The organism is Rhodospirillaceae bacterium, from assembly GCA_018662005.1.
Classification (GTDB): domain Bacteria; phylum Pseudomonadota; class Alphaproteobacteria; order Rhodospirillales; family JABHCV01; genus JACNJU01.
Genome location: JABJHA010000032.1, coordinates 63,981 through 88,648 on the forward strand (window position 1 = coordinate 63,981; position 24,668 = coordinate 88,648).

At 48.0% G+C, this 24,668-nt stretch carries 24 protein-coding genes and 2 tRNA genes; 18 read left to right on the forward strand and 8 right to left on the reverse strand.

The window, feature by feature from the left end; all coding sequences use genetic code 11:
* Positions 1 to 35: 35 nt before the first annotated feature.
* The 3 genes from HOL66_13025 to HOL66_13035 are packed head-to-tail and all read right to left on the reverse strand — an operon-like array spanning position 36 to position 2,025.
* The gene (locus HOL66_13025) at positions 36 to 428 is read right to left on the reverse strand and encodes an aminotransferase class I/II-fold pyridoxal phosphate-dependent enzyme (protein MBT5245155.1); all 393 of its coding nucleotides are present in this window, start codon (positions 426 to 428) and stop codon (positions 36 to 38) included.
* 5 nt (positions 429 to 433) lie between these two features.
* Positions 434 to 1,279: a fumarylacetoacetate hydrolase family protein gene (locus HOL66_13030; GenBank protein MBT5245156.1), complete on the reverse strand. Its 846-nt coding sequence runs from the start codon at positions 1,277 to 1,279 to the stop codon at positions 434 to 436.
* Positions 1,280 to 1,293: 14 nt separating this feature from the next.
* Entirely contained in the window at positions 1,294 to 2,025 is a 732-nt protein-coding gene (locus HOL66_13035) for an SDR family oxidoreductase (protein ID MBT5245157.1), read from the reverse strand.
* 298 nt (positions 2,026 to 2,323) lie between these two features.
* On the opposite strand from HOL66_13035, the gene HOL66_13040 reads away from it, so the two are divergent.
* The 3 genes from HOL66_13040 (at position 2,324) to HOL66_13050 (ending at position 3,705) form a co-directional block, all read left to right on the forward strand.
* Positions 2,324 to 2,509, forward strand: coding sequence for a hypothetical protein (locus HOL66_13040; GenBank protein MBT5245158.1), 186 nt, complete (start codon positions 2,324 to 2,326; stop codon positions 2,507 to 2,509).
* Positions 2,510 to 2,584: 75 nt separating this feature from the next.
* Entirely contained in the window at positions 2,585 to 2,872 is a 288-nt protein-coding gene (locus HOL66_13045; protein ID MBT5245159.1) for a transposase, read from the forward strand.
* Positions 2,873 to 2,916: 44 nt separating this feature from the next.
* Positions 2,917 to 3,705 (forward strand): IS3 family transposase, encoded by a 789-nt coding sequence (locus tag HOL66_13050; GenBank protein MBT5245160.1) that lies wholly within the window; start codon positions 2,917 to 2,919, stop codon positions 3,703 to 3,705.
* A 401-nt stretch (positions 3,706 to 4,106) separates the two neighbouring features.
* On the opposite strand, the gene HOL66_13055 is transcribed toward HOL66_13050, so the two are convergent.
* The 3 genes from HOL66_13055 to HOL66_13065 form a co-directional block, all read right to left on the reverse strand.
* Positions 4,107 to 5,102: a site-specific integrase gene (locus HOL66_13055; GenBank protein ID MBT5245161.1), complete on the reverse strand. Its 996-nt coding sequence runs from the start codon at positions 5,100 to 5,102 to the stop codon at positions 4,107 to 4,109.
* Positions 5,103 to 5,201: 99 nt separating this feature from the next.
* A tRNA-Arg gene (locus HOL66_13060) sits at positions 5,202 to 5,278 on the reverse strand.
* Positions 5,279 to 5,307: 29 nt separating this feature from the next.
* Positions 5,308 to 6,333, reverse strand: coding sequence for a site-specific integrase (locus HOL66_13065; GenBank protein ID MBT5245162.1), 1,026 nt, complete (start codon positions 6,331 to 6,333; stop codon positions 5,308 to 5,310).
* A gap of 1,023 nt (positions 6,334 to 7,356) precedes the next feature.
* On the opposite strand from HOL66_13065, the gene HOL66_13070 reads away from it, so the two are divergent.
* The 5 genes from HOL66_13070 (at position 7,357) to HOL66_13090 (ending at position 12,574) form a co-directional block, all read left to right on the forward strand.
* Positions 7,357 to 7,791, forward strand: a complete 435-nt coding sequence (locus HOL66_13070) for a methylmalonyl-CoA mutase (GenBank protein MBT5245163.1) — start codon at positions 7,357 to 7,359, stop codon at positions 7,789 to 7,791.
* Between the two features lie 11 nt (positions 7,792 to 7,802).
* Positions 7,803 to 9,473 carry a methylmalonyl-CoA mutase gene (locus tag HOL66_13075; GenBank protein ID MBT5245164.1) on the forward strand — a complete coding sequence of 557 codons (1,671 nt, stop codon included), beginning with the start codon at positions 7,803 to 7,805 and terminating at the stop codon, positions 9,471 to 9,473.
* Between the two features lie 249 nt (positions 9,474 to 9,722).
* The gene (locus tag HOL66_13080; GenBank protein MBT5245165.1) at positions 9,723 to 10,148 is read left to right on the forward strand and encodes a hotdog fold thioesterase; all 426 of its coding nucleotides are present in this window, start codon (positions 9,723 to 9,725) and stop codon (positions 10,146 to 10,148) included.
* 381 nt (positions 10,149 to 10,529) lie between these two features.
* On the forward strand, positions 10,530 to 10,937 hold the full coding sequence (locus HOL66_13085) for a DUF2924 domain-containing protein (protein MBT5245166.1): 408 nt from the start codon (positions 10,530 to 10,532) through the stop codon (positions 10,935 to 10,937).
* Positions 10,934 to 12,574 carry a recombinase family protein gene (locus tag HOL66_13090; GenBank protein MBT5245167.1) on the forward strand — a complete coding sequence of 547 codons (1,641 nt, stop codon included), beginning with the start codon at positions 10,934 to 10,936 and terminating at the stop codon, positions 12,572 to 12,574. Before HOL66_13085 ends, HOL66_13090 begins: the two co-directional genes overlap by 4 nt.
* A 171-nt stretch (positions 12,575 to 12,745) precedes the next feature.
* Here HOL66_13090 and HOL66_13095 read toward each other — a convergent pair.
* A tRNA-Gln gene (locus tag HOL66_13095) sits at positions 12,746 to 12,819 on the reverse strand.
* Between the two features lie 391 nt (positions 12,820 to 13,210).
* On the opposite strand from HOL66_13095, the gene HOL66_13100 reads away from it, so the two are divergent.
* The 10 genes from HOL66_13100 (at position 13,211) to HOL66_13145 (ending at position 21,755) form a co-directional block, all read left to right on the forward strand.
* Positions 13,211 to 14,404, forward strand: a complete 1,194-nt coding sequence (locus HOL66_13100; protein MBT5245168.1) for a hypothetical protein — start codon at positions 13,211 to 13,213, stop codon at positions 14,402 to 14,404.
* Complete coding sequence (locus HOL66_13105) at positions 14,397 to 15,767, forward strand: hypothetical protein (GenBank protein MBT5245169.1); 1,371 nt, start codon at positions 14,397 to 14,399, stop codon at positions 15,765 to 15,767. The genes HOL66_13100 and HOL66_13105 overlap by 8 nt, the downstream gene beginning before the upstream one ends.
* A gap of 11 nt (positions 15,768 to 15,778) precedes the next feature.
* Positions 15,779 to 16,399 (forward strand): 6-carboxytetrahydropterin synthase, encoded by a 621-nt coding sequence (locus HOL66_13110; protein MBT5245170.1) that lies wholly within the window; start codon positions 15,779 to 15,781, stop codon positions 16,397 to 16,399.
* A complete protein-coding gene (locus HOL66_13115; protein ID MBT5245171.1) occupies positions 16,399 to 17,244 on the forward strand; it encodes a 7-carboxy-7-deazaguanine synthase QueE in 846 nt (281 codons plus the stop codon). The genes HOL66_13110 and HOL66_13115 overlap by 1 nt, the downstream gene beginning before the upstream one ends.
* Before the next feature lie 359 nt (positions 17,245 to 17,603).
* The gene (gene folE / locus HOL66_13120; protein ID MBT5245172.1) at positions 17,604 to 18,215 is read left to right on the forward strand and encodes a GTP cyclohydrolase I FolE; all 612 of its coding nucleotides are present in this window, start codon (positions 17,604 to 17,606) and stop codon (positions 18,213 to 18,215) included.
* 4 nt (positions 18,216 to 18,219) lie between these two features.
* On the forward strand, positions 18,220 to 18,636 hold the full coding sequence (locus HOL66_13125) for a hypothetical protein (protein ID MBT5245173.1): 417 nt from the start codon (positions 18,220 to 18,222) through the stop codon (positions 18,634 to 18,636).
* Positions 18,636 to 19,481: a hypothetical protein gene (locus HOL66_13130; protein MBT5245174.1), complete on the forward strand. Its 846-nt coding sequence runs from the start codon at positions 18,636 to 18,638 to the stop codon at positions 19,479 to 19,481. Before HOL66_13125 ends, HOL66_13130 begins: the two co-directional genes overlap by 1 nt.
* Entirely contained in the window at positions 19,481 to 20,137 is a 657-nt protein-coding gene (locus tag HOL66_13135) for a hypothetical protein (protein ID MBT5245175.1), read from the forward strand. Before HOL66_13130 ends, HOL66_13135 begins: the two co-directional genes overlap by 1 nt.
* 445 nt (positions 20,138 to 20,582) lie before the next feature.
* Positions 20,583 to 21,032, forward strand: coding sequence for a bacteriohemerythrin (locus HOL66_13140; GenBank protein MBT5245176.1), 450 nt, complete (start codon positions 20,583 to 20,585; stop codon positions 21,030 to 21,032).
* Positions 21,033 to 21,230: 198 nt separating this feature from the next.
* On the forward strand, positions 21,231 to 21,755 hold the full coding sequence (locus tag HOL66_13145; protein ID MBT5245177.1) for a universal stress protein: 525 nt from the start codon (positions 21,231 to 21,233) through the stop codon (positions 21,753 to 21,755).
* 19 nt (positions 21,756 to 21,774) lie between these two features.
* Here the strand turns inward: HOL66_13145 and HOL66_13150 are convergent, their stop codons facing one another.
* On the reverse strand, positions 21,775 to 24,285 hold the full coding sequence (locus HOL66_13150; GenBank protein MBT5245178.1) for an MMPL family transporter: 2,511 nt from the start codon (positions 24,283 to 24,285) through the stop codon (positions 21,775 to 21,777).
* Positions 24,286 to 24,668: the final 383 nt, after the last annotated feature.

Sequence of the window (24,668 nt, forward strand, 5' to 3'; positions counted from 1 at the left end):
TTGACATGTAGTTTTTGGACCTCGACACGAGCTCCCTAAATACGGAACGCTTCGTCTATATTGGGCCAGGCCGGACTGATCGACACTACATGATCATCAGTATCCACCAATGTTATCGCAACTAGCGCAAGCCTTTGCATTCCCGACGCCGTTACTGTTATTTGTGCTATTTGGGTCTTGATGCCATAAATACGCTGCAAATAGTCGGAGATTTCCTGCCGTAACGACATTTTTTCGCTGTTTGGTTGATAGAAATGGTCATTTGACCGCAATGCCTGAATGGCTGCGTTAATGGCTATAGTGGAGGTTGGCCAATACCCTTCACCGAACCACAAGGGGATAACGCCGTCCAGTTTCATCCCTTCTTCCGCAACTGTGCGGATCAAACTTGACTGAAGTGCACTGACACGCTTGCTAAATTTGTTCAAGCCTTTTACTCCGCTGCAAAAACGACTTGTCGTTGCGTGCCGAGACCTTCGATTCCTAACGTGACCACATCACCGGCTTCCAGAAATTTTGGTGGATTTTGTCCGATTCCCACGCCCGGTGGTGTGCCAGTTGAAATGACGTCACCCGGTTGAAGCGACATGAACAGGCTGACATAGGAAACGAGGAATGCAACCTGATACACCATCGTCATAGTTGATCCATCTTGAAAGCGATGATTATTTACGTCCAGCCATATGGAAAGGTTTTGCGAATTTTTGACTTCATCACGAGTTACTAGCCAAGGCCCGATTGGTCCGAATGTGTCGGCAGACTTTCCCTTTACCCACTGGCCCTGTCTTTCAAGCTGGAAGGAACGCTCGGAAAGGTCGTTAATTACACAGTATCCTGCAACATGGTTAAGGGCGTCCGCTTCGGAAACATTTAGTCCAGGCTTTCCGATCACCACGCCTAACTCTACCTCCCAGTCAGTTTTTGTGGAACCGCGTGGGAGAATTATTGGATCGTTCGGCCCACTGATTGCACTAGTCGCCTTCATGAAAAGGATCGGTTCAGGCGGCAGGTCCATGCCCGACTCTTCTGCATGGTCAGCATAATTAAGTCCGATACAGATGAATTTTCCGGTCTCGCCAACACAAGGTCCAAGACGGGTATCAGCGCTGATGACAGGCAGTGCGGAAAGTTCGGCATCTGCAATGGTTTCCAGTCCGCCGTCCAATAATGTCTGGCCTGCAATATCCTTCACCACGGAAGACAGATCGCGAACAGTACCGTCGACATGTAGTATTCCAGGTTTTTCAGCACCTATTTCACCAAACCTTAAAAGTTTCATAGTTTCTTCCTTACTTAAAGGGCAAAACCGCCATCGATTATATGTTCGACACCTGTGGTGAAGCCGGATTCATCTGATGCCAGGTAAATTACCAGCGCTGCAATTTCCCTAGCCAAACCTAAGCGACCCATCGGTTGGCGTGCAATGTAGGCCTTTCTGGTGGCGTCATAATCGCCGTCTTTATTCATACGGTTCTCAAGTGACGGGGTCTCTATCGTTCCTGGACAAATCGCATTACAGCGAATGCCCTGCTGGATGAAATCTGCGGCAATCGATTTTGTCATGCCAATGACTGCCGCCTTGGTGGCGCCATAAACAAAACGATTTGGTGCGGCGATAACAGAGGAGACGACCGAAGACATATTGATAATCGACCCGCCGCCATTTTCCAGCATCACCGGAAGGAAGGCCCTGCACATCTGGTACATGGCCGTGACGTTGAGGCTGGTCGAAAACTCCCATTGCGCCTCATCACAATCCAGAATAGTTCCCTCGGCGACAAAACCTGCGCAATTGAAAAGAACATCGATCTTATCAATACGTGCAACAGCGTCAGCGATGGAATCCTGATTCATCACGTCCAGAGCGAATACCTCAAGTCCCTCTGCAGCGAGACCTTCAAGCGAGTTTTTATTGATATCCGTCGCGTATACGGTTGCGCCCTCGGACTTCATAGCGAGCGCCGAAGCGCGTCCAATACCTTGGCCGGCTGCTGTTACCAGCACTTTTTTCCCTTTAAGTCTCATTTCTTCTAAACCTTATATTTGTCGGATTGCTTGTTTTTTTGGTCGGTTATCCCAGCACTGAAAACTGCATTCCGTATTGATTTTGCGATTTCGGGAGTAAAATCCCATGGTGACTGAGCGGTCTAAATTATTGAGATGGAACTGGAGTGGAGCCGCATCTTGATCGTGGCCGGCTTAGCTAGCCGAGATCAGATCAGCCATTATTCTACCAACAAATGGGGCGCTTTTAAACTGGTTTCCGTTTGTGCTGGTGGCCATGTAATATCCAGAAAGAGCGGATTTACTTCTGACCATCACCATGATTTCCGGCTTCAGCACTATCGTTGGTGCTCTGTGTACCTGGTTTGCCAGCATGTATCTTGTTGAATCTGATTTAGGCAGCAACGCCCAGACCAACATCTTGCTTATTGTCTTCCTGTCGATATTCGTCATCGCCGCCATACCCATGGCCTTTGTCATCCTCGGCAAGGACAAAGGCTCATAAAGCCCTCACCTGTCCTGCCCCCCTATAACTGAACCACTTGTGGTATGAATATTTCAGATATTTTGGGAGGAATTAATGACGCGGAAGCGATTTTCAGAAGAAGACATATTGGGGATATTACGGCAGATAGAATTGGATTTGGCGGGTGGTAGTGCTGTTGAGATGGCGATCCGGACAGCTGGCATCAGTGATGCGACGTATTATAAATGGCGCAAGCGTTATGGTGGGATGGGTAAATCAAAGCTCCATGAATTCAAGTCGTTGGAGAAAGAGAATGAGCGACTGAAGCGTATCGTGGCTGAGCTTGAGCTGGATAAATTAATCCTTAAAGAAAGTCTCGATTATTTAAAACCCAGAGCCTGACGACTGCCAATCTGCGTCAGGCAATAATTTATGTTCGTCAAAAGTTGGATACCTCTGAGCGACGAACTTGCAAAACGATTGGCTTAGCCCGTAGCACCCAAAGATATGGAACCGTCGCTAAGAACGATGACGATGATCTGGGTTTATCAATGATCAGACTGGCCAAGCAGTATGGCCGGTACGGCTATCGCAAGATTGCTCAATTGCTTCGCATGGAAGGTTGGGTGGTTAATCATAAGAAGATTGAACGGCTGTGGCGGGAAGAAGGTCTGCAGCTGCCTCATCGCCATAAGAAACGGAAGCGACTGTATCATAAGAATAGTTCTGTTATCCGATTACGTCCTCAATATCCCCGTCATATCTGGAGCATCGACTTCGTTCATGACAAGCTGAGCAATGGCCGTAGCTACAAGATGCTGACAGTCATTGATGAATACACCAGAGAGGCCCTGTGTGTGGCTGCAAAGCCGAGAATGGGACATGCTGAAGTACTGGATGCGCTTTATCCTTTATTCCTCAAACATGGAAAGCCACATTACATACGCTCTGATAATGGTTCAGAGTTTATTGCCCATGATCTACAAGCCTGGCTCAAGAAGGTCGGCATCAAGCCGATCCAGATCTATCCCGGCAGTCCTTGGGAGAACGGGTATAACGAACGCTTCAATGGAACGCTCAGAAGAGAGGTCCTCAATGCGGAATGGTTCTCGACAATTAAACAAGCTCAGATCGTCATCAATACCTGGTTGAAACAATACAATCACATCCGGCCTCACCAGTCGTTAAACATGAGGCCGCCGGTGCCAGAAACTCTGCAACAAAGTGGTACATAACAAGGGGGCTAGACACATCCATTGACGTATATTTCGAGTTCATCATGGCTTCATCTATCTCCCCTTAAATAGGGTTAGTATTTTCTCACCATTTTGTCACCTAATTTGTCACCTAATTAAAGTTACAAAAGAAAAAAGACTTAGAGATTTCTCTCTAAGTCTTTGATTTTAATGGTAGGCGCTGAGGGATTCGAACCCACGACCCGCTGATTATGAGTGAGATGGTTCTGTAGAGCCTACCGCCTGACAACGCGGCAATAAACGTAGCAATTATTTTACAGATCCTGAATAGTACGCGGATGCTTAAACAAACAAAAACCCCAATAAACAATTAAGTTTCAAGGAGTTATTTGTTGGTTGCGGGGGTAGGATTTGAACCTACGACCTTCAGGTTATGAGCTTTAAGGCCGTGACATCTTTTGAGCTAAATCCCGCGCTTTAAGATTTGTATACCGCTTTAGAGATTGCAGGTCCTTGTGCCCTGATACGGCGGCGACTTCCATTACGTTCCAACCCCGTTCGAACAGTCGTGAAATAGCCTCATGCCGTAAGTCATGGAAATTAAAGTGTTCCATATCTGCTCTTTTCCGGGCGCGTTCATAAGCGCTTTTGATGCCTTCGGCGCTGGTGGGAAAAACGTATCCCTTTAGCGAGCGGGGAAGGTCTTTCAGGGTTTGTAACGCAATTGGCGACAGGGGTACATCTCGAGATTCGCCATTTTTGGTGTCCGGCAGATGCGCGGTTCGATCTTTCAGGTTGATGTTCTCCCAGCGCAGGTCCAATAACTCGCCTCGCCGCATGGCGGTTTCCAGAGCTAGGATGACGGCCGGTTTAACCCATGAATTCCGACAGCCGTCCAGGGCGGTCATCAGCGCCTCTTCCTCGCCGTCCTGAAAGCGCATGATTCGATTATTTTGCACCCTGGGTCGGCGAACGTCGGAGATCGGGTTTTCAATAAGACCGAGGCGACGACGGGCGCTTTCTATAACGCTGTGCAGGAGCGCCAGTTCTCTCTTCACAGTGGCGGGTGCCTTCTTTTCTACTTTCAGGCGGCGGTCCCGATAAGCTTCGAAGTCCTCGATCTTGAGAGTCGCCATGGCGTGTTGGCAGAGCTTCGATTGATCCCGTTTGAACTTTTTCAGCCGCAAAATCTCGGAATCGCCGCCCTTGTGATCGGGCGCGATGTTGTCGATATAGTTTTGGATGACTTGATTCAGAGTCTCGCGTTCGGCCCTTGAGCGGTCCACGAAAACGGAGCGTGTCATTTCCGACTCGATGACCGACACCCAGGCTTCCGCCTCGCGTTTGGTTTCGAACGTTTTCGCTTGAGAAGGATAGCCCCGGCGGCGAACTTTCGCCTGCCATTGATAGGGGCCGCGTTTCATTATGGTTGCCATGGGCGCTGTTCCGTAATTGCTTTTACGAGTTAATTGTCCCAAATTTGTCCCAAATAAGCAATCTTAATAAATTGGTGACTGTTAAGTCATTGAAAACATTGGCGCACCCGACAGGATTCGAACCTGTGACCTCTGCCTTCGGAGGGCAGCGCTCTATCCAGCTGAGCTACGGGTGCTCCTTGTTTTTAAAGGGTTTTTTTGACCCTTAAGCGGCATTCTCGTTTTCAACCGTGACCAAAACGTGACCAAATGCGTCCAAAGCCTGGATAGCCTTCTCCGCATAGTCGGGAGCGAGGTGAGAATACCTTTGCACCATCTCGAACGACTTGTGTCCGGTCAGGTGCATGACCTCATACAACGGAACCCCGGCTTGTACAAGTCGGGAAGCAAACGTATGGCGAAGATCGTGAAACCGGAGGTCTTCCAGGCCCGCTCGCGTGCGTGCCCGGTTGAACGCCGTCTTCATGCTTTTCACCGCTTTCCCCTTGTACGTGAAGACTGGGCCGCTCTGTTTAGGACTTAAGGCCGCCAGTGTGGCGCGTGCCCGTTTGCAAAGCCTTATGGACCTGTCTTCCCCGTTCTTGGTATCCGTAAAGCGTATCCGCCCGTTATCCAGTTCCACGTTCCGCCAGTCGAGCCCTAAAAGTTCGGACAGTCTGCCGCCGGTATCGACGGCCATACGAATAAGGGGAACCAAATGGGATGATGCCGCTTGCGTAAGTTTCTCCTCTTCTTCCAGTGTCAACCAGCGGGTTCGGTGCTTTAAGGCCTTGAACTTTGGAAACCGGGGCAAGCTGTCAATCAGGCCTTCCCGGTGTGCCTTGTTCAAAATCGCCTTAAGGATGGCGGTGTCTTTTTGCACGGTCGCACGGCTAACGGTTTCAAACCGTTCGTCCATAAAATCCTGAACCACCTGGAACGTAAATTCCGAAAGCATCATGCCCCGGAAGCGTTCCTGAAAATGTTTCAGGCGGTAACGGGTCACCCGCTCGAACGTTCGCGTATGATCCCGCTTGTGGGTCTTGGCGTATCGCAACAAGGCTTTCTCAAAAGGAACGTCCGGCTTTTTACCGAAATGTTCTTCAAGGAAACCATCCTTGACCCATTTTGCGGCTAGCGCTTCAGCTAGCTTTCGATTCGCAACCCCAGTACTTCGGCGAATTCGCTTTCCGTCCTGGTCATTCCAACTGACCCAATATTTGTTTGAGTCGTTGCGTTTGTAGAGTTGCATGGCCTTCTCCTCTTATTTTCAGAGGTTCGGGCGCTGTCGCTGCGTTTAGTATCGTTGGCAAAGGCTTCAATGTCCACGATATCCCAACGCCGCAAGCGCGGCCCGAAATCACAATAGGGAATGGAAAACCCTGTAAAGCTATCGACGGAAACCCCCAACCACGCTGCAGCCTCTTCCCGGCTCAAATAGCGCCGGGGTGGGATCGTTGCGTTAAGGGTCGGTTCCGTTGTCATTGTCTTCAAGTATTTCCAGGTTCTGTTTTCCCGAATCGTCAGTCAACTTTGTGCCGTTTCGGCTTTCCCAATCAAACCCGTATACGGAAACTTTTCCGTATACGGAAAAAAGCAGGAAAATCAGGTTTCTTTCTTTTTTTCGTATACGAAAAAAGAACCGCGAATCGTCTCTCTATTGTTAAAGGAAATTAGTTCCCCTTCGCCACCACGTGTTTGAACACGTATACGTTTGAAAACACGTGATATTTTTGGAAAAATACGGGCCGAGCAGGAATTTTACTGAAATGTCGTTTTGTTTTTGAGGTGTGACTCTTAAGACACACACGTATACGTGCCTGAGAACCTGAAAGTTGTCATCAACCAGCCTCCCCAAATTCTCCGCAAAACACGTATACGTGTTCTTGGTATTACGTATACGTGTTTGGGCTTTCAAAACTTAAGGCAGTTATTGTCCGTAAAATGTCGGCTAAGCGTTCGGAAGCGGAAGTTATCTAGAGGCGATACGAACTTCGCCTTTTAGCCATAAGCCGCCGAACGACGATTGGGTAGGGAACCCGCCCCCTAAGACAATGTCTGCTATACCCCCTCAAAGCGGACATAAAATAGTGATTATGACTTCTGCTTTCAGTAGAAAAGCAGACATAATCAGGTGGTGGAAATTGAGTCCGCTAATAGCCATTTGCAGACGTGTTCAAAAGGACTTACATGCAGAGCCTAAATCAGCCAATCTCAGGTCAGAGGGGTATTATTCGAGGTGCCCTAGGGTTCATTGTTCTGATGAGGTTACGCTATGTCCGACGCCCCCGACTTGCGACGCCCGCCTAAAGTTCTGATCACCAAGATCGGCCTGGATGGTCACGACCGGGGCAGCCGCATCGTTGCCACGGCCCTGCGCGATGCCGGTATGGATGTCATTTACACCGCGCCTTGGCAGAAAATCGGCATCGTCGCCAAGGTCGCCATGGAAGAAGATGTCGATGTTATCGGCATCAGCTCACTTGCTACCGATCATCTGCTGGTGCCAAAATTGATGCAGGCTATCCGTGACGAGGGGATCGATCACGTCAAGGTCGTGGTAGGCGGAATCGTTCCCGATGAAGAAGAACAGAAACTACTCGACGCCGGAGTGGCTAGAGTCTTTCATCCCGGCAGCAGTCTGGATGATATTGTCGCTTTTGTCGCAACCCTGGCGGTCAAAGCCCAGACCGACCCGACCCGATTGTAAGGACGAAAACCATGACCGATAAGCCTCAGATGACCCTGCCCGGATATGATCAATGGAAACGCGAATATGATGCTGCCGCCGGGGATCAAAAACCAATTCATAACCGCTCAGGGATTGAGGTTAAACCGATCTACACAGCCGAGGACTGGGATGGTTCGGCTTACGAAAACAAACTCGGCTTTCCGGGGGCGGCACCATACACCAGAGGCATTTACCCCTCCATGTATCGTGGGCGGACTTGGAGCCAGCGCCAACTGATCGGGCTCGGCCTTCCGCAAGACTACAACAAACGTCAAAAGCGCCTGGTTGATGCCGGTGCCACCGCCCTGAGCATGATCCCGTGCAATTCCATCTACCGGGGCATCGACGCCGATCAGGTCGACCCCTTGCTGTTAGGCACTTGTGGCGCGGTTATCAATACCGTAGGCGACATGCAGACGTGCCTAGATGGCATGCCCATTGACAACCTGTCCACGGCCCTGAATGACCCTCTGCCCTTCACCATGTTGGCGCAGCTTCTGACTGTCGCAGAAAGAAATAACGTACCATGGAGTAAGATCACCGGCACCTCGAACCAGAGCGACTACATTTCACATTATGTAGCCAACCACATGTTTTTCCGCATTGCCTTGCCGGGATCGCGTCGGGTGCTGCTGGATCATATCGCCTATACCCATGAAAAAGTGCCGGGGTGGAATCCGTTGTCGGTTGTCGGCCAGCACATGCAACAGGGCGGCGCGACACCGGCCCAGGCGATGGCGTTCACCCTGTCATCGGGAATTCAATACGCCGAAGACTGCCGTGCGCGCGGTATGGACCTGGATGAATTCTTGCCGCGGTTCACCTTCTTCTTCGATATCTCAATCAGCTTTTTTGAAGAAGTCGCAAAATTTCGCGCCGGACGGCGCATCTGGGCCCGTGTCGTTAGGGAGCGTTTCGGCATCGTCAACCCAAAGGCGCAGCGATTCAAATTTCATGCCCAAACATCGGGCGTCGACCTGACTCGCCAACAGCCTTTGAACAACATCGCTCGAGTCTCGTCCCAGGCGATCGCCGGTATTTTCGGCGGCCTTCAATCCCTGCACACGGACTCCTATGACGAAGTGCTCAGCGTTCCAACAGAAGAAGCAGCCCGTATCGCCATCGCCACCCAGAATATCCTTCGCGACGAGGCGCACCTGACTGATGTTATCGATCCATTGGGTGGTAGCTACTATGTGGAAAGCCTGACCGATCAGATGGAGGAGGAGATCATCGCCCACATGGACGATGTTGAGGAACACGGCGGTATGTACAAGGCCGTGGAGACTGGCTGGATTCAAGGCGAATTGGGCAAGGCCGCAATGGAATTCCAACGCCGCATCGACAGAGGCGAGGAAACCGTTGTCGGCGTAAACGCCTATCAGGTCGATAGGGAAGTGGAAATCCCGACAAAATCTCTGCCCCGCCCGGATGAGAAAGACATCGAGCGCTATCTGGAAGAACTGGCTTTGTATAAAAAGAATCGTGACAACGACAAGGTCGTCAAAACCCTTGATGCGCTGGCAGACGCCGCCAACACCGAAGACATCAACCTGTTTGAAAAAGTCGTCGACGCCACTCGCGCCGACGCCACCCAGGGTGAATGCATCGCCGTGCTTCGCCGGGAACTGGGTTTCGGCACGCCCCTGATCGTCGCCTGAAATAATTTTTTAACGTCCCGACAACTTTACCTTGAGCCTTCCAGGACTGCGTTTTGTTGCTTGTCGTGTGCGCGGGTGGTTTCCCCCTCAAAGCGGACCTTATCTTTAAGAATATCTGCTTGCTGTTTTAGAGCGGACATAATGCTGTACTCAATGGGACGTGCCCTCGATAGTGTTAATAAGAAAATATTTTTGCTATCGATATGGTGATGGCTATTTCATCGTGTGAAATTTTTTGGAAATACGGATATGGAAATTGAAGAGAAGCAGGTTCGCGATAAGGTTATGGAACTCGCTGAAGGTGACAAGTTTGCTGCCGCTCTAGGCATTAAATGTGTTGATGCTGGCTTGGGTTGGGCCGTTGTGCAAATGACTGTGGGAGAAACACACCTCAATTTTCTTGGAGGGTGCCACGGTGGCGCACTCTTCGCCTTAGCCGATCAAGCATTTGGATTAGCATCAAATTCGCACAACACGATTGCTGTCGGTATTGATACTCATATGGCCTACCTAAATGGCGCTGTAACGGGAGATACCCTCACGGCTACAGCAAAGGAAATATCTTGTGGCAATCGTACTGCGGTATATCGAATTGAAGTCGTGGGCCAGAATGAGAAGCAATTAGCAGAATTTACGGGCACCGTTTACAGAACGGGAAAGCCGATAGATAAATAAACCCACAATTAGCATCACCAAAATGTCCGCTTAGGGTCATAAGCAGACCTAATTAGCTACCCAAAACAATGTCCGCTTTACCCCCTAAAAGCGGACATGGGATTTCTCAATCCGAATTAAGTTTTCCTGTGATGTTGCATGCTCGTTTTAGTTCATTAGTTATAGATAGCTAATCGATTCTAGACTGATAAATAGTCATCAATTTTAACTGGACTTCAGGCTTAACCAGAGCGTCAATGCAATAAAGCAATGACGCTCTTCAGTCATGAGAGTCATAACCCGCCCGTACCATAAATTGAGGTCGGGTTCTTCTCGGTGACAGAGCTAGCTTTCCGCTGGCGTTACACTGAAGGAGAAAAACATGCCAATAGTTCAAGGCCCATGAGTAACCTCGATCCAGACCGCCGGCAGACTTTGCTGGATTGGCAAGAGGCCTTCGGCTCTCCACCACCAGCTTATTTGTCAGTTGGGTTTATGCGCAAAGCACTGACCTATTTCGTACAGTGTAAGGCGTCGGGTGGCCTTCCTGCATCGACCCGAAAGATATTGATGCAGATTGCTTCTGGTAAATCGGCCGACCTGATTAATCCTGGTGGTATTAGGACGGGAGCACATCTGGTGAGGGAGTGGAACGGGCACACATATCAGGTTGAGGTTATCGATCGAGGTTACCGAATGGATGGAAATTTGTGGTCATCCCTTTCCGCGATTGCCAAGCACATCACAGGCACTACCTGGTCGGGCCCACGCTTCTTTGGTCTTAACAGTCGTACAAGGGAGCAGGTATGAAGAAGATTCGTTGCGCCATCTACACTCGTAAATCTTCAGAGGGTGGACTGGAGCAAGAGTTTAACTCGCTGGATGCACAGCGGGAGTCCTGCGAGGCCTATATTGACAGTCAAAGGCATGAAGGCTGGGTATTGCTGCCGGAAGTTTATGATGATGGTGGATTATCAGGGGGCTCACTGAAACGCCCAGCATTACAAAAAATACTGAAGCATGTGGAAGAAAAGCGCGTGGATCAGATCGTTGTTTACAAGATCGATCGCCTGACCCGATCTCTCGCGGATTTTGTCAAGATTGTGGATATTCTTGATGCTGCCAGGGCATCGTTTGTTTCTGTCACCCAGTCCTTCAATACCGCAACCAGCATGGGGCGACTTACCCTAAATATGCTCCTGAGCTTTGCGCAGTTCGAGCGTGAAGTAACAGCCGAACGCATCCGAGACAAAATCGCAGCCTCAAAGCGAAAAGGTCTGTGGATGGGTGGGGCGGTCTCCATCGGATATGACCCTGATGGACGAACCTTGAAGATTAATGAAGCAGAGGCAGTGACGATCCGAACTCTGTATGGTCTCTATGAGCAGCATGGATCAATCAGTGCCGTCAGGGAAGAGGCAGAGCGACTTGGCCTGCGCACACGTCGTCGCGAATCAATTTCCGGAGATGTGAGCGGTGGCGGACCTTTCGATCGGGGGCATATTTACTACATACTGACCAACCCGACCTTTGCAGGAAGGATCCGACATCGCAAATTGATCCATGATGGACTTCATGCCGCTATTATCGATCCGGAGCGCTGGGAGAAAATACAGGTCCAATTGCAAGATGGGGCGTCTCGATCACGCTCAATGACCACTGCAAATCAAAAGTCACTCCTATGTGGAAAGCTCTTCGACGAGACGGGTGATCGATTAACGCCATCGCATACGAAAACACGAAAAGGGATCCGCCTGCGCTACTATATCTCCCACCGACTGATGACCCGTAGTAGGAAAGCTCATCTTGATGCGTGGCGGTTACCTGGACCAGAGTTGGAGAACAAGAGCGCAGATGTGCTCAAATCTATATTCAGGGATCATGCTTTTGTCATTGGCCTATCACCTGGTTCCCAAGCCGAAGAAATTGGAAGAATTCAATTCCGGCTATCGGAACTGAGTGATGCCGAAGACATAAAAGGCCTTATTCGTTTTATTGATAGAATAGACATTAGGCCTGGCCACATTCGGGTCAGTGTCAATGGGCCTTTGCTCGCTGAGGAGCTTGGTTTATCAGCAGATGCCATTAACAATGAGATATTAACACGGAACTTCCCATTTCAGCTTAGGAAACGCGGTGTTGAAACAAAGCTCATCCTGGATGACAGCCCAACAGGCGTTGATGAAACACTCATTCGAAACATTGCCAGAGCACATAGTTGGTTTGAGCAGATAATGAAGGGCAATACCTTCGCCGAGATTGCACGCACCCATGAAACTTCTCCAAGGCGTGTTCAGCAACTGATTGACCTTGCGTTCCTTGCACCAGACATTGTGCGCAATGTTCTGAATGGTAAACAACCCTTGGGGTTCACATCCAAGTGGTGCCTATTACATTCCCTGCCATCAGATTGGGCAGAACAGCGAAAAATTCTCGCAACCCTCTAATCACTCCCATCCAAACTCGTATCCCGGAAATGGCGATCGCAGACTTCTGCGATAAAGTAGCGTTAATCAGTGCACTTTAGCAGTCTGCGCGAATGAACCTATCCTGTAAGGCTTTGAAATTACACAACAATGTCGTGGACAACGTGCAGTGTCTGGAATCGCGAGAGTGGGTGGCTGGGGAACCTGGACTCGAACCAGGATTAACGGTGTCAGAGACCGTCGTCCTACCATTAGACGATTCCCCAAAAAATATCCAATAATATCAATAGCTTATGAGCTAAAAATATTTTTGTGAACTTTTTGTGAACTATTAAGTGTCGCAAAATCATACACTTAACAGTTTGGCATTCAAAAGCATTGCTACCTGTGAACGTGCTCTACTTACAATTCCCTACATTTTTTGGCAACCGTCAATTTGCGTGGATTGAAGGGAATGCAAGTTGGTTTGGATGATATATTAACCACTGCCTTAGGTCATGTTTGCAATATGGTTATACTGAACGCAAATTATCTCATCTTAAATGAGATGCCGTCCGTCCTTATTGCCACAATCATTATCGCATTGAGCTATTTCAATTATCTATTTGCTTAGACCTCATAATATCCTCACAATATGTAGGGAAATTAGTTTATCTCATGTCAAATGAGATAAATGGGGGAGTTGCAGAGATGGGATTACCGCCAGCACGGCTGCGTCACCAACTGGAGGCAGCAAGAACTGCGTACACTACCTTCGTAAATACTGAGAGACGAGCATCAGGTCAGGCGCTCGTTGCCTTATCAGAAATCTACGCATTTTCCCTTCAGGCAATTCACGACAACAGAATTCGTGATGAGTACGAAGTTAATAGGGTGACGGTGCGTGGCGATGCTGCCGCCAACGAATTCCTGCTTCCCATCAAGTACGCGATTGGCGAGGCTGTAATTGACCAGAATGGTAATATTGATAAATGGACTTTTGACAGCACCAGATTGGGTGCTTACGGAAACATTTGTTATCACGCCAACTCACTTGGCATCACAGCCAACCAATTTTTAGATTGGATTAGTGATAGGGAACGTGGTGGTGGAACAATTGCAGAAGCAAATCTTAGAGCACAACGAAGCGGAATACTTCCTGGTCCCGCAAGAATTAATCCTGATGCGGAAGATGCTGACCCAGTTGAGTACATAACCCAAATGCTAGGCCCGCGTTGGCAAGAAGCGGTCGGCAACATTCCAAACATCAAAATTAATATGAACAGGGCTGGTATAGGCCCGGGGCTTGCCCAACTGATTACGACCGTTGATGAAGACGGCAATGTGACAATTTTGGGTGTGTTGCCTATTGATCCGGATACTGTAACGAAAGAACTTAAAAAGCTCCCAGGCATTCCAAGACCTCACGACATTCTCATTGAAGCGGCAAAAATGGCTGCTGATGCTGACGAGTTAATAATCCACAACAGCCAGACGCAGGTGCTAGCGAAATTTGGTGAATTCACTTCGACATTGAGTGAGGAACCAAGTTCATTTCTGCCAGCAAATACGGTCATCATACTGGATCAAAACAGTATCAATGCCATTGTACAAATCGACAAAGATTTCAAAGACACAATATGGGAAATTAATGGAAACAACTTTGTCGTTTCAGTTCCAAATCAGACCATAGAACAAGCCATGATGGATATTACGGCGGAACGAAAAAAGAAATGGAAGCTAAGACGTGATCTAGCCCGCGCTGCTGGCAAACCAGATCCTCATGTTGTTAAGCCATATGCATTGCCAGAAAAGTTAACGTCTAAAAATGGCAAGCTCCATATACCATTTACGGTGAAGAAAAATGGATGAAGATTTTACAGATTTTCATAAGGATTTTGGCGGACAGGCTTTGTTTCTGCCCAGTATGCACGTCAGTTATATCAACGCGATCTCAAAAGAAATTCGCGATATCCGCCCAGACTTCAATCCAAGACATCTTGTCTCCATGCAAATGCTCAATTTCTTCAATGAGGAGCATGGGCTGTTTTTCTATCCATGGGCTTTGTATTCGGCGGGCGTTGCCAATCTGGACATGGACAGAGCTGCTGAAACTGAAAGTTCCATATACAACAGGGATCGTGACAAAACATTTTTGATGGTGGACAGCGGCGGTTTCCAAGTCGTCACAGGTGCATTGAAGATCAATGGCAGACCCTTTGACTGGGCAAACCCAGATGAAGGGAGAATGCAAATATTGCGATGGCAAGAGGCTATTGGCGATGTTGCCACCGTTTTAGACGTGCCAACATTTGCCATTCAAAAAGACACCCCATTCAAAACCTTCAACGATTGTCTGGCTCAAACCAACGACAATCTTCGGTTCATTGACGACAACCGAACAAACAAGGTTCCATTCATCAACGTCCTTCAAGGCGATAATAACTCAGAAATCCAGCAGTGGTATGATGGTGTAAATTGGTTTCCAGCAAGTGGATGGGCTTTTGCGGGTGGCACAAAACTAAATCTCTACAATCTGCTGCGAACGATCATCATGTTGCGAGATGATGGAGCATTAGAAGGCGATAAAGGTAAGTGGCTCCATATTTTAGGTGTTGGCAAACCAGCTGTTGGTGCGGTTCTAACAATCATTCAGAAAGCCATACGAGAAAACGTAAATTCAGAAACTATGGTAACGCTGGATGCTTCCAACCCATTCCAAGAAGCGGGCTTACGGGGAAGCATTCAACTTCATTACACGTTCTCCAACACACAGAAGGCAACAAGGGGAGTGACAGAGAATTTTGAAGACCTGCTCCCCTACTGCGACCCAGACAAGGGCATTCCAGAAGCATTTGGCCCTGTTTTAAAAACAAGCGGAATACCAGCAAGGGAAATCTTTATTCAGAATGCTGATGGAACATGGAGGAATAAAGAAAAGGATGGAAAACGGGCTTCTGATGCAATTTCCTACGCCACCATTATGGCCCACAACACCTACATGCTGCTGGATGAATTTCTCACCAATAACTTGATGTTTGCAGGTGTTGATGTGGATGATGGAACTATATTAAACGCAAAACTGAACGGCATTGAGTTTGAAACTTCTACAGAGGCAAATTTCCACAAAATCACCAAAATCATAAACAAGGTTTTCAAAACTGAGCACACTGGCAAGGAATTGGAAAAGAACCATACCTTCCTTGAGAAATTTATAATCTGGAACCCACACTAAGGATTTCACAAATGGCGAATTCGGCAGTAGTTCACAGAGAAATTGGCATTGATTGCGGTCATCGTGTTCCTGACCATGCTTCAAAGTGCCGCAGCCCACACGGCCACCGTTACAGAATCATCGCCACCTGTACTGGCGATGTGTTGGAAAAGGCTGGTGAAGCCGAACATGGCATGGTGATCGATTTTGGTCACATCAAGCAGTTTATGATGGACCTATTAGACGCCATCTTTGATCACGCTTTTGTCGTGGCTGGGCATGATGAAGTCTTAATGAATATGTATTTTCCTGGCGAAGATCCTGAGGATGTTATTACCCGCTACTTTGTAGAATTGGAAAATCAGTTAGAGGACTATTGCCAGCAAATTAAGCGAGGCGATAATAAGCCCCAACCAATCCAGCTGCCCAAGACGCTTGTTAGCAAACAAGACCCTGATGGAATGAAAATTGTTCCTGTCAGTTACACGCCGACTGCTGAGAACATGGCAAAGCATATGTTTGAACTAATGGACCGTGTTATGAGCAGTTATTACAGGGCCGACCTAATTAGCATGACCAACATTCGTCTTTATGAAACGCCAAACGGAAGCGTTGATTATCCTGCAGGCACAACGATTTTGGGTCTTGAGTAATGGCAGTTGTTTACTCTGAATATTTCAAAAGCGTTCAGGGTGAAGGTCATTATACGGGTGTTCCAAGCATTTTCATCAGACTGTTTGGCTGTAATCTGACCTGCCCAGGATTTTCCAATCCTGAAAATCAAGATATTGGATTTGACCCAGATGAATATCAGAATATTGAGGACATGCCTATCATCGAGCATGGTTGCGACAGCCGTTATAGTTGGGCTCCCGAGTTTCGAAATTTCCGTCATCAAGATGAAACTCAAGATTTATGTGATGACATTCATTCTCAGTGGGGTCCCTTCAAGCATCCCAATTCAAAACAGCAAACCCACCTTGTAATCACAGGTGGCGAACCAGTCCTGTCTCAAAATGCTATAGCAGAAATCATTAGCGAATTTAGCAAACAACACAATTTTCCCAACTACGTCACAGTAGAAACAAACGGCACTAGGCCATTGCATGAACCATTCATCAGTACGTTTCAGCGCCTCTACAGCAATAATGAAACTGAGTGGTTATGGTCCGTAAGCCCAAAACTTTCAATCTCAGGGGAGGCATGGGAAGAAGCTATAAAGCCCGATGTTCTAGCTGCATATGCAGCCCTCTCCAACAAAGGCCAATTGAAATACGTTGTTGATGGTAGTGAGCAATGTTGGAATGAAGTTGAAAAGGCAACAAGTGCCTATCGTGCTGTTGGTGTTGATTGGGACGTTTGGATTATGCCTGTCGGCTCTACAAAAGAGCAGCAAGAGGAAGTTCAGGAAGCAATTTGCATTGAGGCAGTTGATCGCGGATACAATTTTTCTGCTCGGGTTCATTCATGGGTCTTTGGAAACAAGGTGGGGACATAATGATGGCTAAAACACCAGTGAAGAAAACGACTAATCCAACAGTGAAAAAAGAAAAAGTAGCGCTGAAACGGCTTGCAAAGAATACTGCTGCAAAGTCCACAACACCTAGACGACCGAAACGGGCTGCCCCCATTAGATCAGCGGTAAGAAGCACCAAGCAAAGGATCAGAGCAAGAGTTGCGGATGACCCTCGTGTAGCGGAAGGTAAAATTCCGCTTATTGAAGGGTCACTTTCTATATTCAAAGACCCAAGTCAAAAAAATGTATGGAAGGCTGAACGTGCCCCTCGACCCAATGAACGCCGTCGCCAATTAAAAACTCTGGATGCAGTTACGATGGACGGCGCCATCATTGAAGCTATGAACCTTTTTTATGAAGACGGGTTTGGCCGTAAATCCCGCCGCATATCTGAGCAAAGGGCTATGGCAGCAGTTAGAGATCTAATTAGTTGGACTGGTGATAACCCAGATCGTGAAGGCCTCCATGGAACCCCAGATAGGGTTATTAGAGCATACAGAGAATGGTTCGCTGGATATGAGGCAAATCCAGATGAAATCCTGTCAACGACATTCAGCGAGACTGGCAATTACAAGGAAATGATCTCTCTTACGGATATTCCGTTTGAGAGCCATTGTGAGCACCATATGACGCCGTTCGTTGGCAAAGCTCATATCGCCTACATGCCTGAGCAACGAGTAGTTGGCATCAGCAAATTAGCAAGGCTGGTTGATGTCTTTGCCAAGCGTCTTCAAATCCAAGAAAAAATGACTGCCCAGATTGCGGATACCTTGCAAATATCCCTCGTTCCTAAAGGGGTGGGCGTCGTCATCGAAGGAACTCATATGTGCATGACGACACGCGGTGTCAAAAAGCCAAATGTCATCATGCGAACAAGCTGCCTACATGGCTGCTTTGATGAGGATACTAAAGTCCGTGATGAATTTTTTAGGATGATTGATAGCAAGGCGTAGCAAAATGTTGGCTTTCGATCTGGATGGCATTTTTATTTCTGAACTGGTGAAACGACCAGATAAGGAGCTGATGACTGTCATTACCGAAAAAGCCGACAACATCCTTCCCTTCTTTAAAATTGAACACCCCTATTATGTGATCACCAGTAGGAAAGCGGCTATTGCAAAGGATACACGGCAATGGTTTGAGGCGATGTTCGATCCTCAACATCAACCGCAAAAAATATTCCATGATAATGATGGGCCTGATAACGCCATTACCTATAAGGCCTTTGTTCTTAACAGGCACCCAGAGGTTAAAGTCTTCTTTGAAAGCGATTTAGAACAGGTGAATGAACTAAAAAATATGGTTCATTGTCCAGTTGTCCACTTTGATGAATTAATCAATTCCGCCATCAATCTGTATGTTGAGGGACTGTAATGTTTGGGCCAAATCACAGCCCTCGCTATCACCACAGAGAACGGGATTTCAGCGAGCATTATGCCGACACGGCAAGATTATTCTGTGAATTCGCTGGAATTGATACAGATGATTGGGATGTGTTCTTCGTAACAGGCAGCGGAACCTGTGCAATCCAGACCATCTTATACAGCCTCAGTGACCAACTTAATGTGGTCACAGAAGGTCATTTTTCTGATCGAATTAAGCGTTATCTGACCGATATTGGGAAAAAATCAAATTCCAGCTCTAAGACTGCAGGAGTTGTTTACGAAACTTCCATCAGCCATCTCAACGATGATCTGCCTGACGATATTTTCATGTGTGATTGTGTGTCATCCTTCCCCTACTACGAACCCAAGGGCCAAATATGGGCGACGGTGACGAGCAAGCAGATTGGGTGTGCTCCTGGGTTGTCCATCGTCGTTATGAAAAAATCTCTTTGGGATGATGGTTCAATAAATTTTGCTGATGAAAGTTATCTCTCCTTGGGTAAATTCAAGGCTAAACGTGAAGACCATCAAACTCCCCATACGCCAGCAATTACACTAATTGATGACCTGAATGAAAAATTACGGAATTGGGATGCTGAACGCTTCCGCACAATGATTTCCAAAAGACGGAATGAACTTCTCATGCACATTCCAACTGATTGCATTATTGGAGATGGACCTGTTCTCACACTTAAAGACGATGAACGGTCACGCGGTCTAACGACCCTATTCAACCTCTACAACTACAGTAGCGATGGCCCCCAAATTTTCCTTTGGTCAGGCACTGGCAAACAATATGACAAGCTCTATGAACGTTTGGGGGAGTTTTACTGATGAAAGTCTTAGGCCATTTAAGTGGTGGTTTTGACAGCGTGGCAGCTTGTGTACGGCTCTTAGAGGATGAAAACGAAGTCATGGGCGTATTCTTTGACCTTGGGCAGCCCTACCTCAAGCAAGAGGCTAAGGCTGTCGCATATGCTTCTGACTTTTTCACGAGCAAATATCCAAACTGGCTTGGTTGTAGAACTGACAATGTTGCGATGGAGCTTCAAAGGGCAGCGGACGGTAGCCCATCTGAATACATTCCCGTTAGGAATCTAGTGCTTGCTGCCCATTCTGCAAATATCGCTCTGGCTGAAGGATTTAATGCGGTGGCTGTAGGCAGCAAGACAGTCGAAGCAAGGCCAGATGACGATTATTCGTTTAATGATTGCTCCATCGAGTTCTTTGAGAAAGTCACAGACGTTGTGAGCTTCTGTTCAGAGGGTGGTGATAGCGCAGAGTTCATAATGCCGCTTATTGAAAATCGCGTACCCCTCACCAAAGGCAAATGCGTCCAACTTATCCTCAATTGCGGATTGGACCTGACTAGGTTGTGGAGTTGCTACGAAGCGGAAGGACAAGCCTGTGGTAAATGTTATCACTGTAAGGAATTGATGATAGCATTTGACGAAATTAGCTACGACTACAGCGGCTATTTCTTAGGCTGAGTTTGATTTAAATCGCACCAATGAACTATTCAATTAGCCTGGGAATTCTGCCCAGATCCCTATTTTAACATGTTACCCTACTGGCCAGGTCAGGCAACTAAAATGGCTAACAATATGGTTTGACCTTTAGGTAATTATCTCATTTAAAATGAGATAAAGCAGACATTAATGTCTGGATTACCCCCTGAAAACGGACATAATCGGTAGGTGGTTGGAACTTCTGCTTTTAGCCATTAGCGGACATGGCGTTATTCGTTTACCAGGACGGCATCCATCGGCGTCAGGCCGCATCCGTGTTGAGCGGCCCGTACTATCTTGTCGGTGGGTGTGACGGGCATGTTGATGGTGTCGGTCATAAATAGTCCTGACTGAATTGATTGGCGTCATGTGCCGGAAGCATAGATAGCGATACAGTATTTCATGTTTAGGCAGGAAAGAATGTCCAATGAAACCCCTCGAGTGGAATGACAAACTTATCGTCGATAATGGCCTTATAGACGAGGACCATCATATATTGCTGGATAATATTAACCAGTTTCGTGAGCAGGTCGGGCATTTCGACTCTTCCGACGATGCCATGAAAATTCTGGAATCCCTTAAATTATATACGGAACAACATTTCGGGCGGGAAGAAGAACTCCAGAGAGTGGTAAAATTTCCATACCGGGAAGCCCATCACAACGAGCATACCAACCTGATAAAGAAACTGGACTCCATGATGGCGGAGACCAAAGACTCCAGTGGCAATTATTTAAACACCGAAGTTGGTGAAAAGATTGGCATGCTTCTCAAGGGCTGGCTTTTTGACCATGTTCTGGAAAATGACCTTCGGATGAAGCCCTACCTCGAAGAAATGAGAGAACTTGCAAAAAAGATGGGGAGGATGGGGCGGTAACCACAGGAAAGCAGACATAATCAGGCGGCAACAAAAAGGTCAGCTTTTAGCCAAAAGCGGACATTTCAACAGTCCATCGTTTGATGAAGTGATATAAACGACTCTTCGGCAATTAGACGATATTTTGATACGCATCATGGTGCTCAAGCCGTATTTCAAGTAACATCCTGTGATGAGACCAGCGAAGGATAACACATCATGTTCACCAGAATCGCTGTCGCTACAGATGGCTCAACGACGGCAATGCGAGCGGTCCAGGTGGCTGCCGACATTGCTGCAAAATATGATTCAGAAGTAATTATTCTGCATGTCCTAATGTGGGAGGATCCGAAAGATATTCTGAAAAGATTGGCATTCGTTCAGCATATTATTGATGGCGAGCCTGAAGACCAAGCTGCATCTGACGACGTTCCAATGCAAACAATCATAGCGGATTTGGAATCTCGGCAAATTAAGATCAACGAAAAACTTATCACAATCCTAGGCGATAAAGTGGTTGAACAGGCCAGGCACAAATGTCGCGAGTACGGCATTAACTCTGTGAAAGTAGAAATTCTGGAAGGTGATTATGCCGATCAGATTGTCGCAACTGTAAAACGTACGGGTGCAGATCTGATCGTTCTTGGTGCTCGTGGCCTTGGGCAGTTGGAAGGCCTGCTCCAAGGCAGCGTATCCCAGGCGGTTGCGCGCGATGTTGATACCACTTACCTAATCGTTAAGTAGATTTTACAAGGTTTCGGCGTCAACCGAATGGTTTCCACAGCAAAATCAACTTTGGCAGCACCGTGAGTGCCGCCAAAAGGGCGATGAACATTGCCGCCCCGGTCAACACACCAAAATAGATCGTGGGGATGAAGTTGGACAACACCAGGCTGGAGAAGCCGATGATGATCGTCACGGTCGTATAGACCATCGCTTTACCGATACTGGAATGGCAAATTTTCATGGTCTGCTCGTAATTGCGCGTATGGGCATACTCTTCCCTGAAACGGTAGATGTAGTGAATACCATCATCGACGGCGATGCCGATGGTGATCGCAGCGATTGTAATGGTCATCATGTCCAGGGGGATTCCAACCCATCCCATGACGCCCAAAATAACCCCGGCACTCAGCAGGTTCGGCAGAAGGCCGATAACAGCCAAGGTCATTGACCGGAACAACACCATGAACATGATCCCAATACCCAGCATCACGACCCCGATGGACTTGATCTGCGATGAGAACAGACTTTGCAGCATGTTGTTGTAAAGCACGAGCATCCCACTAACGGTTACGTCCTTGATCAGGAGTTTATAGTCGGCGAGCTGCTCAAATCCGTTCTCCTCGCCTAAGTCACGGCGCACTTTCTCCAGCAATTCCTTGCGGTGAAGATCCGGTTTTGAATCCACTACACGCGTCATGACCCGTACTTCGTTGTCATTGATGGAGACGTATGGTTCGATGAGAATCTTTTTTACCGACTTAGGTATCTTGGTATACAGCAGGGCCATATCCATGCCATCCAGCTCTTTTTCGGCAATCTTTTCAACAACTCTGACCGATGATGCGAGCGAGAGCACCTTGCCAATTTCGGGCAATCCGTCCAGATAGTCATGTGCTTTTTTGACGAGCTGGACCTTGGTCGGCGTAAACCATAATTCCGGCTGGGTGCGCAGCACTTCCATGTACGCACGTTCCTCCCGTATCTCTTCCTCGGTCATCTCTGCAAGATCTTCAGGTGTCAATTCTTCGACGTCATCCTCGAATTTTATCAGTATTTCCAACGGCGTTGTTCCGCCGAGTTCTTCATCGACGAGCTTGAGACCTTGATAAATTTCGGTGTCCTCGCTGAAGTAATTGATGAAGCTGTTTTCGACACGCAGCATGCTGATCCCCGCTGCGCTAACGATGGCCAACAATACCGCTAAAACAAGAATCTTGTTACCCTGGAACTCGGTCAATCGCGCCAGATATTCAGGTAAGAAAAACCGGACCTCTTCAACGATGGTCGGAGGTTCGCTTTTTCTCATCATCAACAGCAGTGATGGAAACAGCAGAAACGAGGTCGCAAACGTCACCGCCAATCCGGCGCTCATCATCCATCCGAAGTCGATGACCGGTTTGATATCGCTGACAACCAGAGAGCCAAAACCGATGATGGACGTCAGCGCGGTGTACAGACAGGGTTTTACCATTTTATGGATGGTGGTTCTAACCAGCGCCAACTGATCGTCATCATGATGATCCCGATGCAGCTGTAGGTAACGCACGATCAAGTGAATGTTCATCGAGAGGGTGATAATCAACATCAGGGCAAGAAAATTGGATGAGATAATGGTGACCTTCCAACCGGTCAAGCCGAGAACCCCGATCATGATCAGTCCGGCGTAAAAGCAGCTGAGCAGGGGGAGCACGATCCAGCGCACTTTTCGGAAGATGGCGGCGAGTATGATAACCAGTAATACCAGAACACCGCCCCCGAAGACGATCAGATCGTTGCGCACGAATGTCACCATGTCGTCGGAAATCATCGGCAAACCGCCGAGATGTACAGCGCCGTATTGGCGGTACGGCTTGATGATGTTTCTGATGTGGGAGATGTCCAGATGACGCTGTTTGCTTACCGCTTCATGAACCTGATCGTATTCAGCCGAGATGCGTTTCAGGGTTTGCGTCTCTTCGGCCGAGAGACCGGTATCACGCTTTTTCTCCCGCAACTGGCCTCGGGACTTTAGCAAGCGATCGTACTGTTCATTCTCAACCAGTTCCAACAGCAGGGCAGTGGTTCGGCCATCCGTGCTGAGGATGAGATCGCGGTAAATGTAGTTATTGATCAGCTCGTCCTTAGCCTCGGCCCGATCGATACCGGGTTTCTCCAGGCTCGGCATATCGTTGAGCATTTTCTGAATATCTTGATTCGGGCTGTTGAATAAAGGGGCGTCGAGGATCGTGAACAGCGAGTTCACGCTGGCGACTTTCTTGATCTCGTCACGCAGTTTCTTCAAAGGTTCCAATGCCCGATCCGAGAAGAGATCTTCATCGGGTGTGTAGGTGACAATGAGCAAGTCGCTGCTCGGATATCGCTCGTAGATTTTCCGGAATACCTTGAGGTCTACATCGTCTTCTAGCAACAAGGTATCGGCCGACGCGTCCAGCTTGAAGTCTTTTGCGTTATAACTGAAGAAAGCCAGAATTGAGAGCAGCACAACCAGGACCAACTTGGGATTGTGAAGCACCAGCGTGTCATAGGCTTGCACGATACGAGACGTCATGAAGTTTCCTCTTTGAGCAATGCCGATACAGCCAGGGGAGAAACGATGTTAGTTGTTGGTGTGCACTCATTTCCAGAGGGGTGAAGATTCTCGTCAGCCGGCCGGTTCGGATCGCCGCCTAGCGGTCAATACTTGCATTCCCCAGATGACCACTTTAGTCGACATTCCACAGATTGCATCAAAATTCGGGAGAACCGTATTGTCGTTACACCGCCAAGGGAATTACAGCTTTTCGCCAGCCAGCCAATGGCCGGATCAGCCGGGTGATCAACGTGGCGTTTGCTGGGTTGCTCATGGTGTCTGTTGTGATCACGGTACTGTTATAGGATTTAGCATATCGGTTCTTTATAATGGCTCTCGATATTCCCCAGGATCCGCAGGAG

What these genes read in the sequence shown, in the direction of transcription:
- HOL66_13105 (MBT5245169.1), top strand. Translation starts at nt 14,397, where the DNA reads ATGGATGAAGATTTTACAGATTTTCATAAGGATTTTGGCGGACAGGCT.
- HOL66_13040 (MBT5245158.1), top strand. Translation starts at nt 2,324, where the DNA reads ATGATTTCCGGCTTCAGCACTATCGTTGGTGCTCTGTGTACCTGGTTT.
- HOL66_13115 (MBT5245171.1), top strand. Translation starts at nt 16,399, where the DNA reads ATGGCAGTTGTTTACTCTGAATATTTCAAAAGCGTTCAGGGTGAAGGT.
- HOL66_13035 (MBT5245157.1), bottom strand. Translation starts at nt 2,025, where the DNA reads ATGAGACTTAAAGGGAAAAAAGTGCTGGTAACAGCAGCCGGCCAAGGT.
- folE (MBT5245172.1), top strand. Translation starts at nt 17,604, where the DNA reads ATGAACCTTTTTTATGAAGACGGGTTTGGCCGTAAATCCCGCCGCATA.
- HOL66_13045 (MBT5245159.1), top strand. Translation starts at nt 2,585, where the DNA reads ATGACGCGGAAGCGATTTTCAGAAGAAGACATATTGGGGATATTACGG.
- HOL66_13140 (MBT5245176.1), top strand. Translation starts at nt 20,583, where the DNA reads ATGAAACCCCTCGAGTGGAATGACAAACTTATCGTCGATAATGGCCTT.
- HOL66_13125 (MBT5245173.1), top strand. Translation starts at nt 18,220, where the DNA reads ATGTTGGCTTTCGATCTGGATGGCATTTTTATTTCTGAACTGGTGAAA.
- HOL66_13100 (MBT5245168.1), top strand. Translation starts at nt 13,211, where the DNA reads ATGTCAAATGAGATAAATGGGGGAGTTGCAGAGATGGGATTACCGCCA.
- HOL66_13070 (MBT5245163.1), top strand. Translation starts at nt 7,357, where the DNA reads ATGTCCGACGCCCCCGACTTGCGACGCCCGCCTAAAGTTCTGATCACC.
- HOL66_13135 (MBT5245175.1), top strand. Translation starts at nt 19,481, where the DNA reads ATGAAAGTCTTAGGCCATTTAAGTGGTGGTTTTGACAGCGTGGCAGCT.
- HOL66_13130 (MBT5245174.1), top strand. Translation starts at nt 18,636, where the DNA reads ATGTTTGGGCCAAATCACAGCCCTCGCTATCACCACAGAGAACGGGAT.
- HOL66_13065 (MBT5245162.1), bottom strand. Translation starts at nt 6,333, where the DNA reads ATGCAACTCTACAAACGCAACGACTCAAACAAATATTGGGTCAGTTGG.
- HOL66_13145 (MBT5245177.1), top strand. Translation starts at nt 21,231, where the DNA reads ATGTTCACCAGAATCGCTGTCGCTACAGATGGCTCAACGACGGCAATG.
- HOL66_13055 (MBT5245161.1), bottom strand. Translation starts at nt 5,102, where the DNA reads ATGGCAACCATAATGAAACGCGGCCCCTATCAATGGCAGGCGAAAGTT.
- HOL66_13110 (MBT5245170.1), top strand. Translation starts at nt 15,779, where the DNA reads ATGGCGAATTCGGCAGTAGTTCACAGAGAAATTGGCATTGATTGCGGT.
- HOL66_13075 (MBT5245164.1), top strand. Translation starts at nt 7,803, where the DNA reads ATGACCGATAAGCCTCAGATGACCCTGCCCGGATATGATCAATGGAAA.
- HOL66_13090 (MBT5245167.1), top strand. Translation starts at nt 10,934, where the DNA reads ATGAAGAAGATTCGTTGCGCCATCTACACTCGTAAATCTTCAGAGGGT.
- HOL66_13030 (MBT5245156.1), bottom strand. Translation starts at nt 1,279, where the DNA reads ATGAAACTTTTAAGGTTTGGTGAAATAGGTGCTGAAAAACCTGGAATA.
- HOL66_13080 (MBT5245165.1), top strand. Translation starts at nt 9,723, where the DNA reads ATGGAAATTGAAGAGAAGCAGGTTCGCGATAAGGTTATGGAACTCGCT.
- HOL66_13085 (MBT5245166.1), top strand. Translation starts at nt 10,530, where the DNA reads ATGAGTAACCTCGATCCAGACCGCCGGCAGACTTTGCTGGATTGGCAA.
- HOL66_13150 (MBT5245178.1), bottom strand. Translation starts at nt 24,285, where the DNA reads ATGACGTCTCGTATCGTGCAAGCCTATGACACGCTGGTGCTTCACAAT.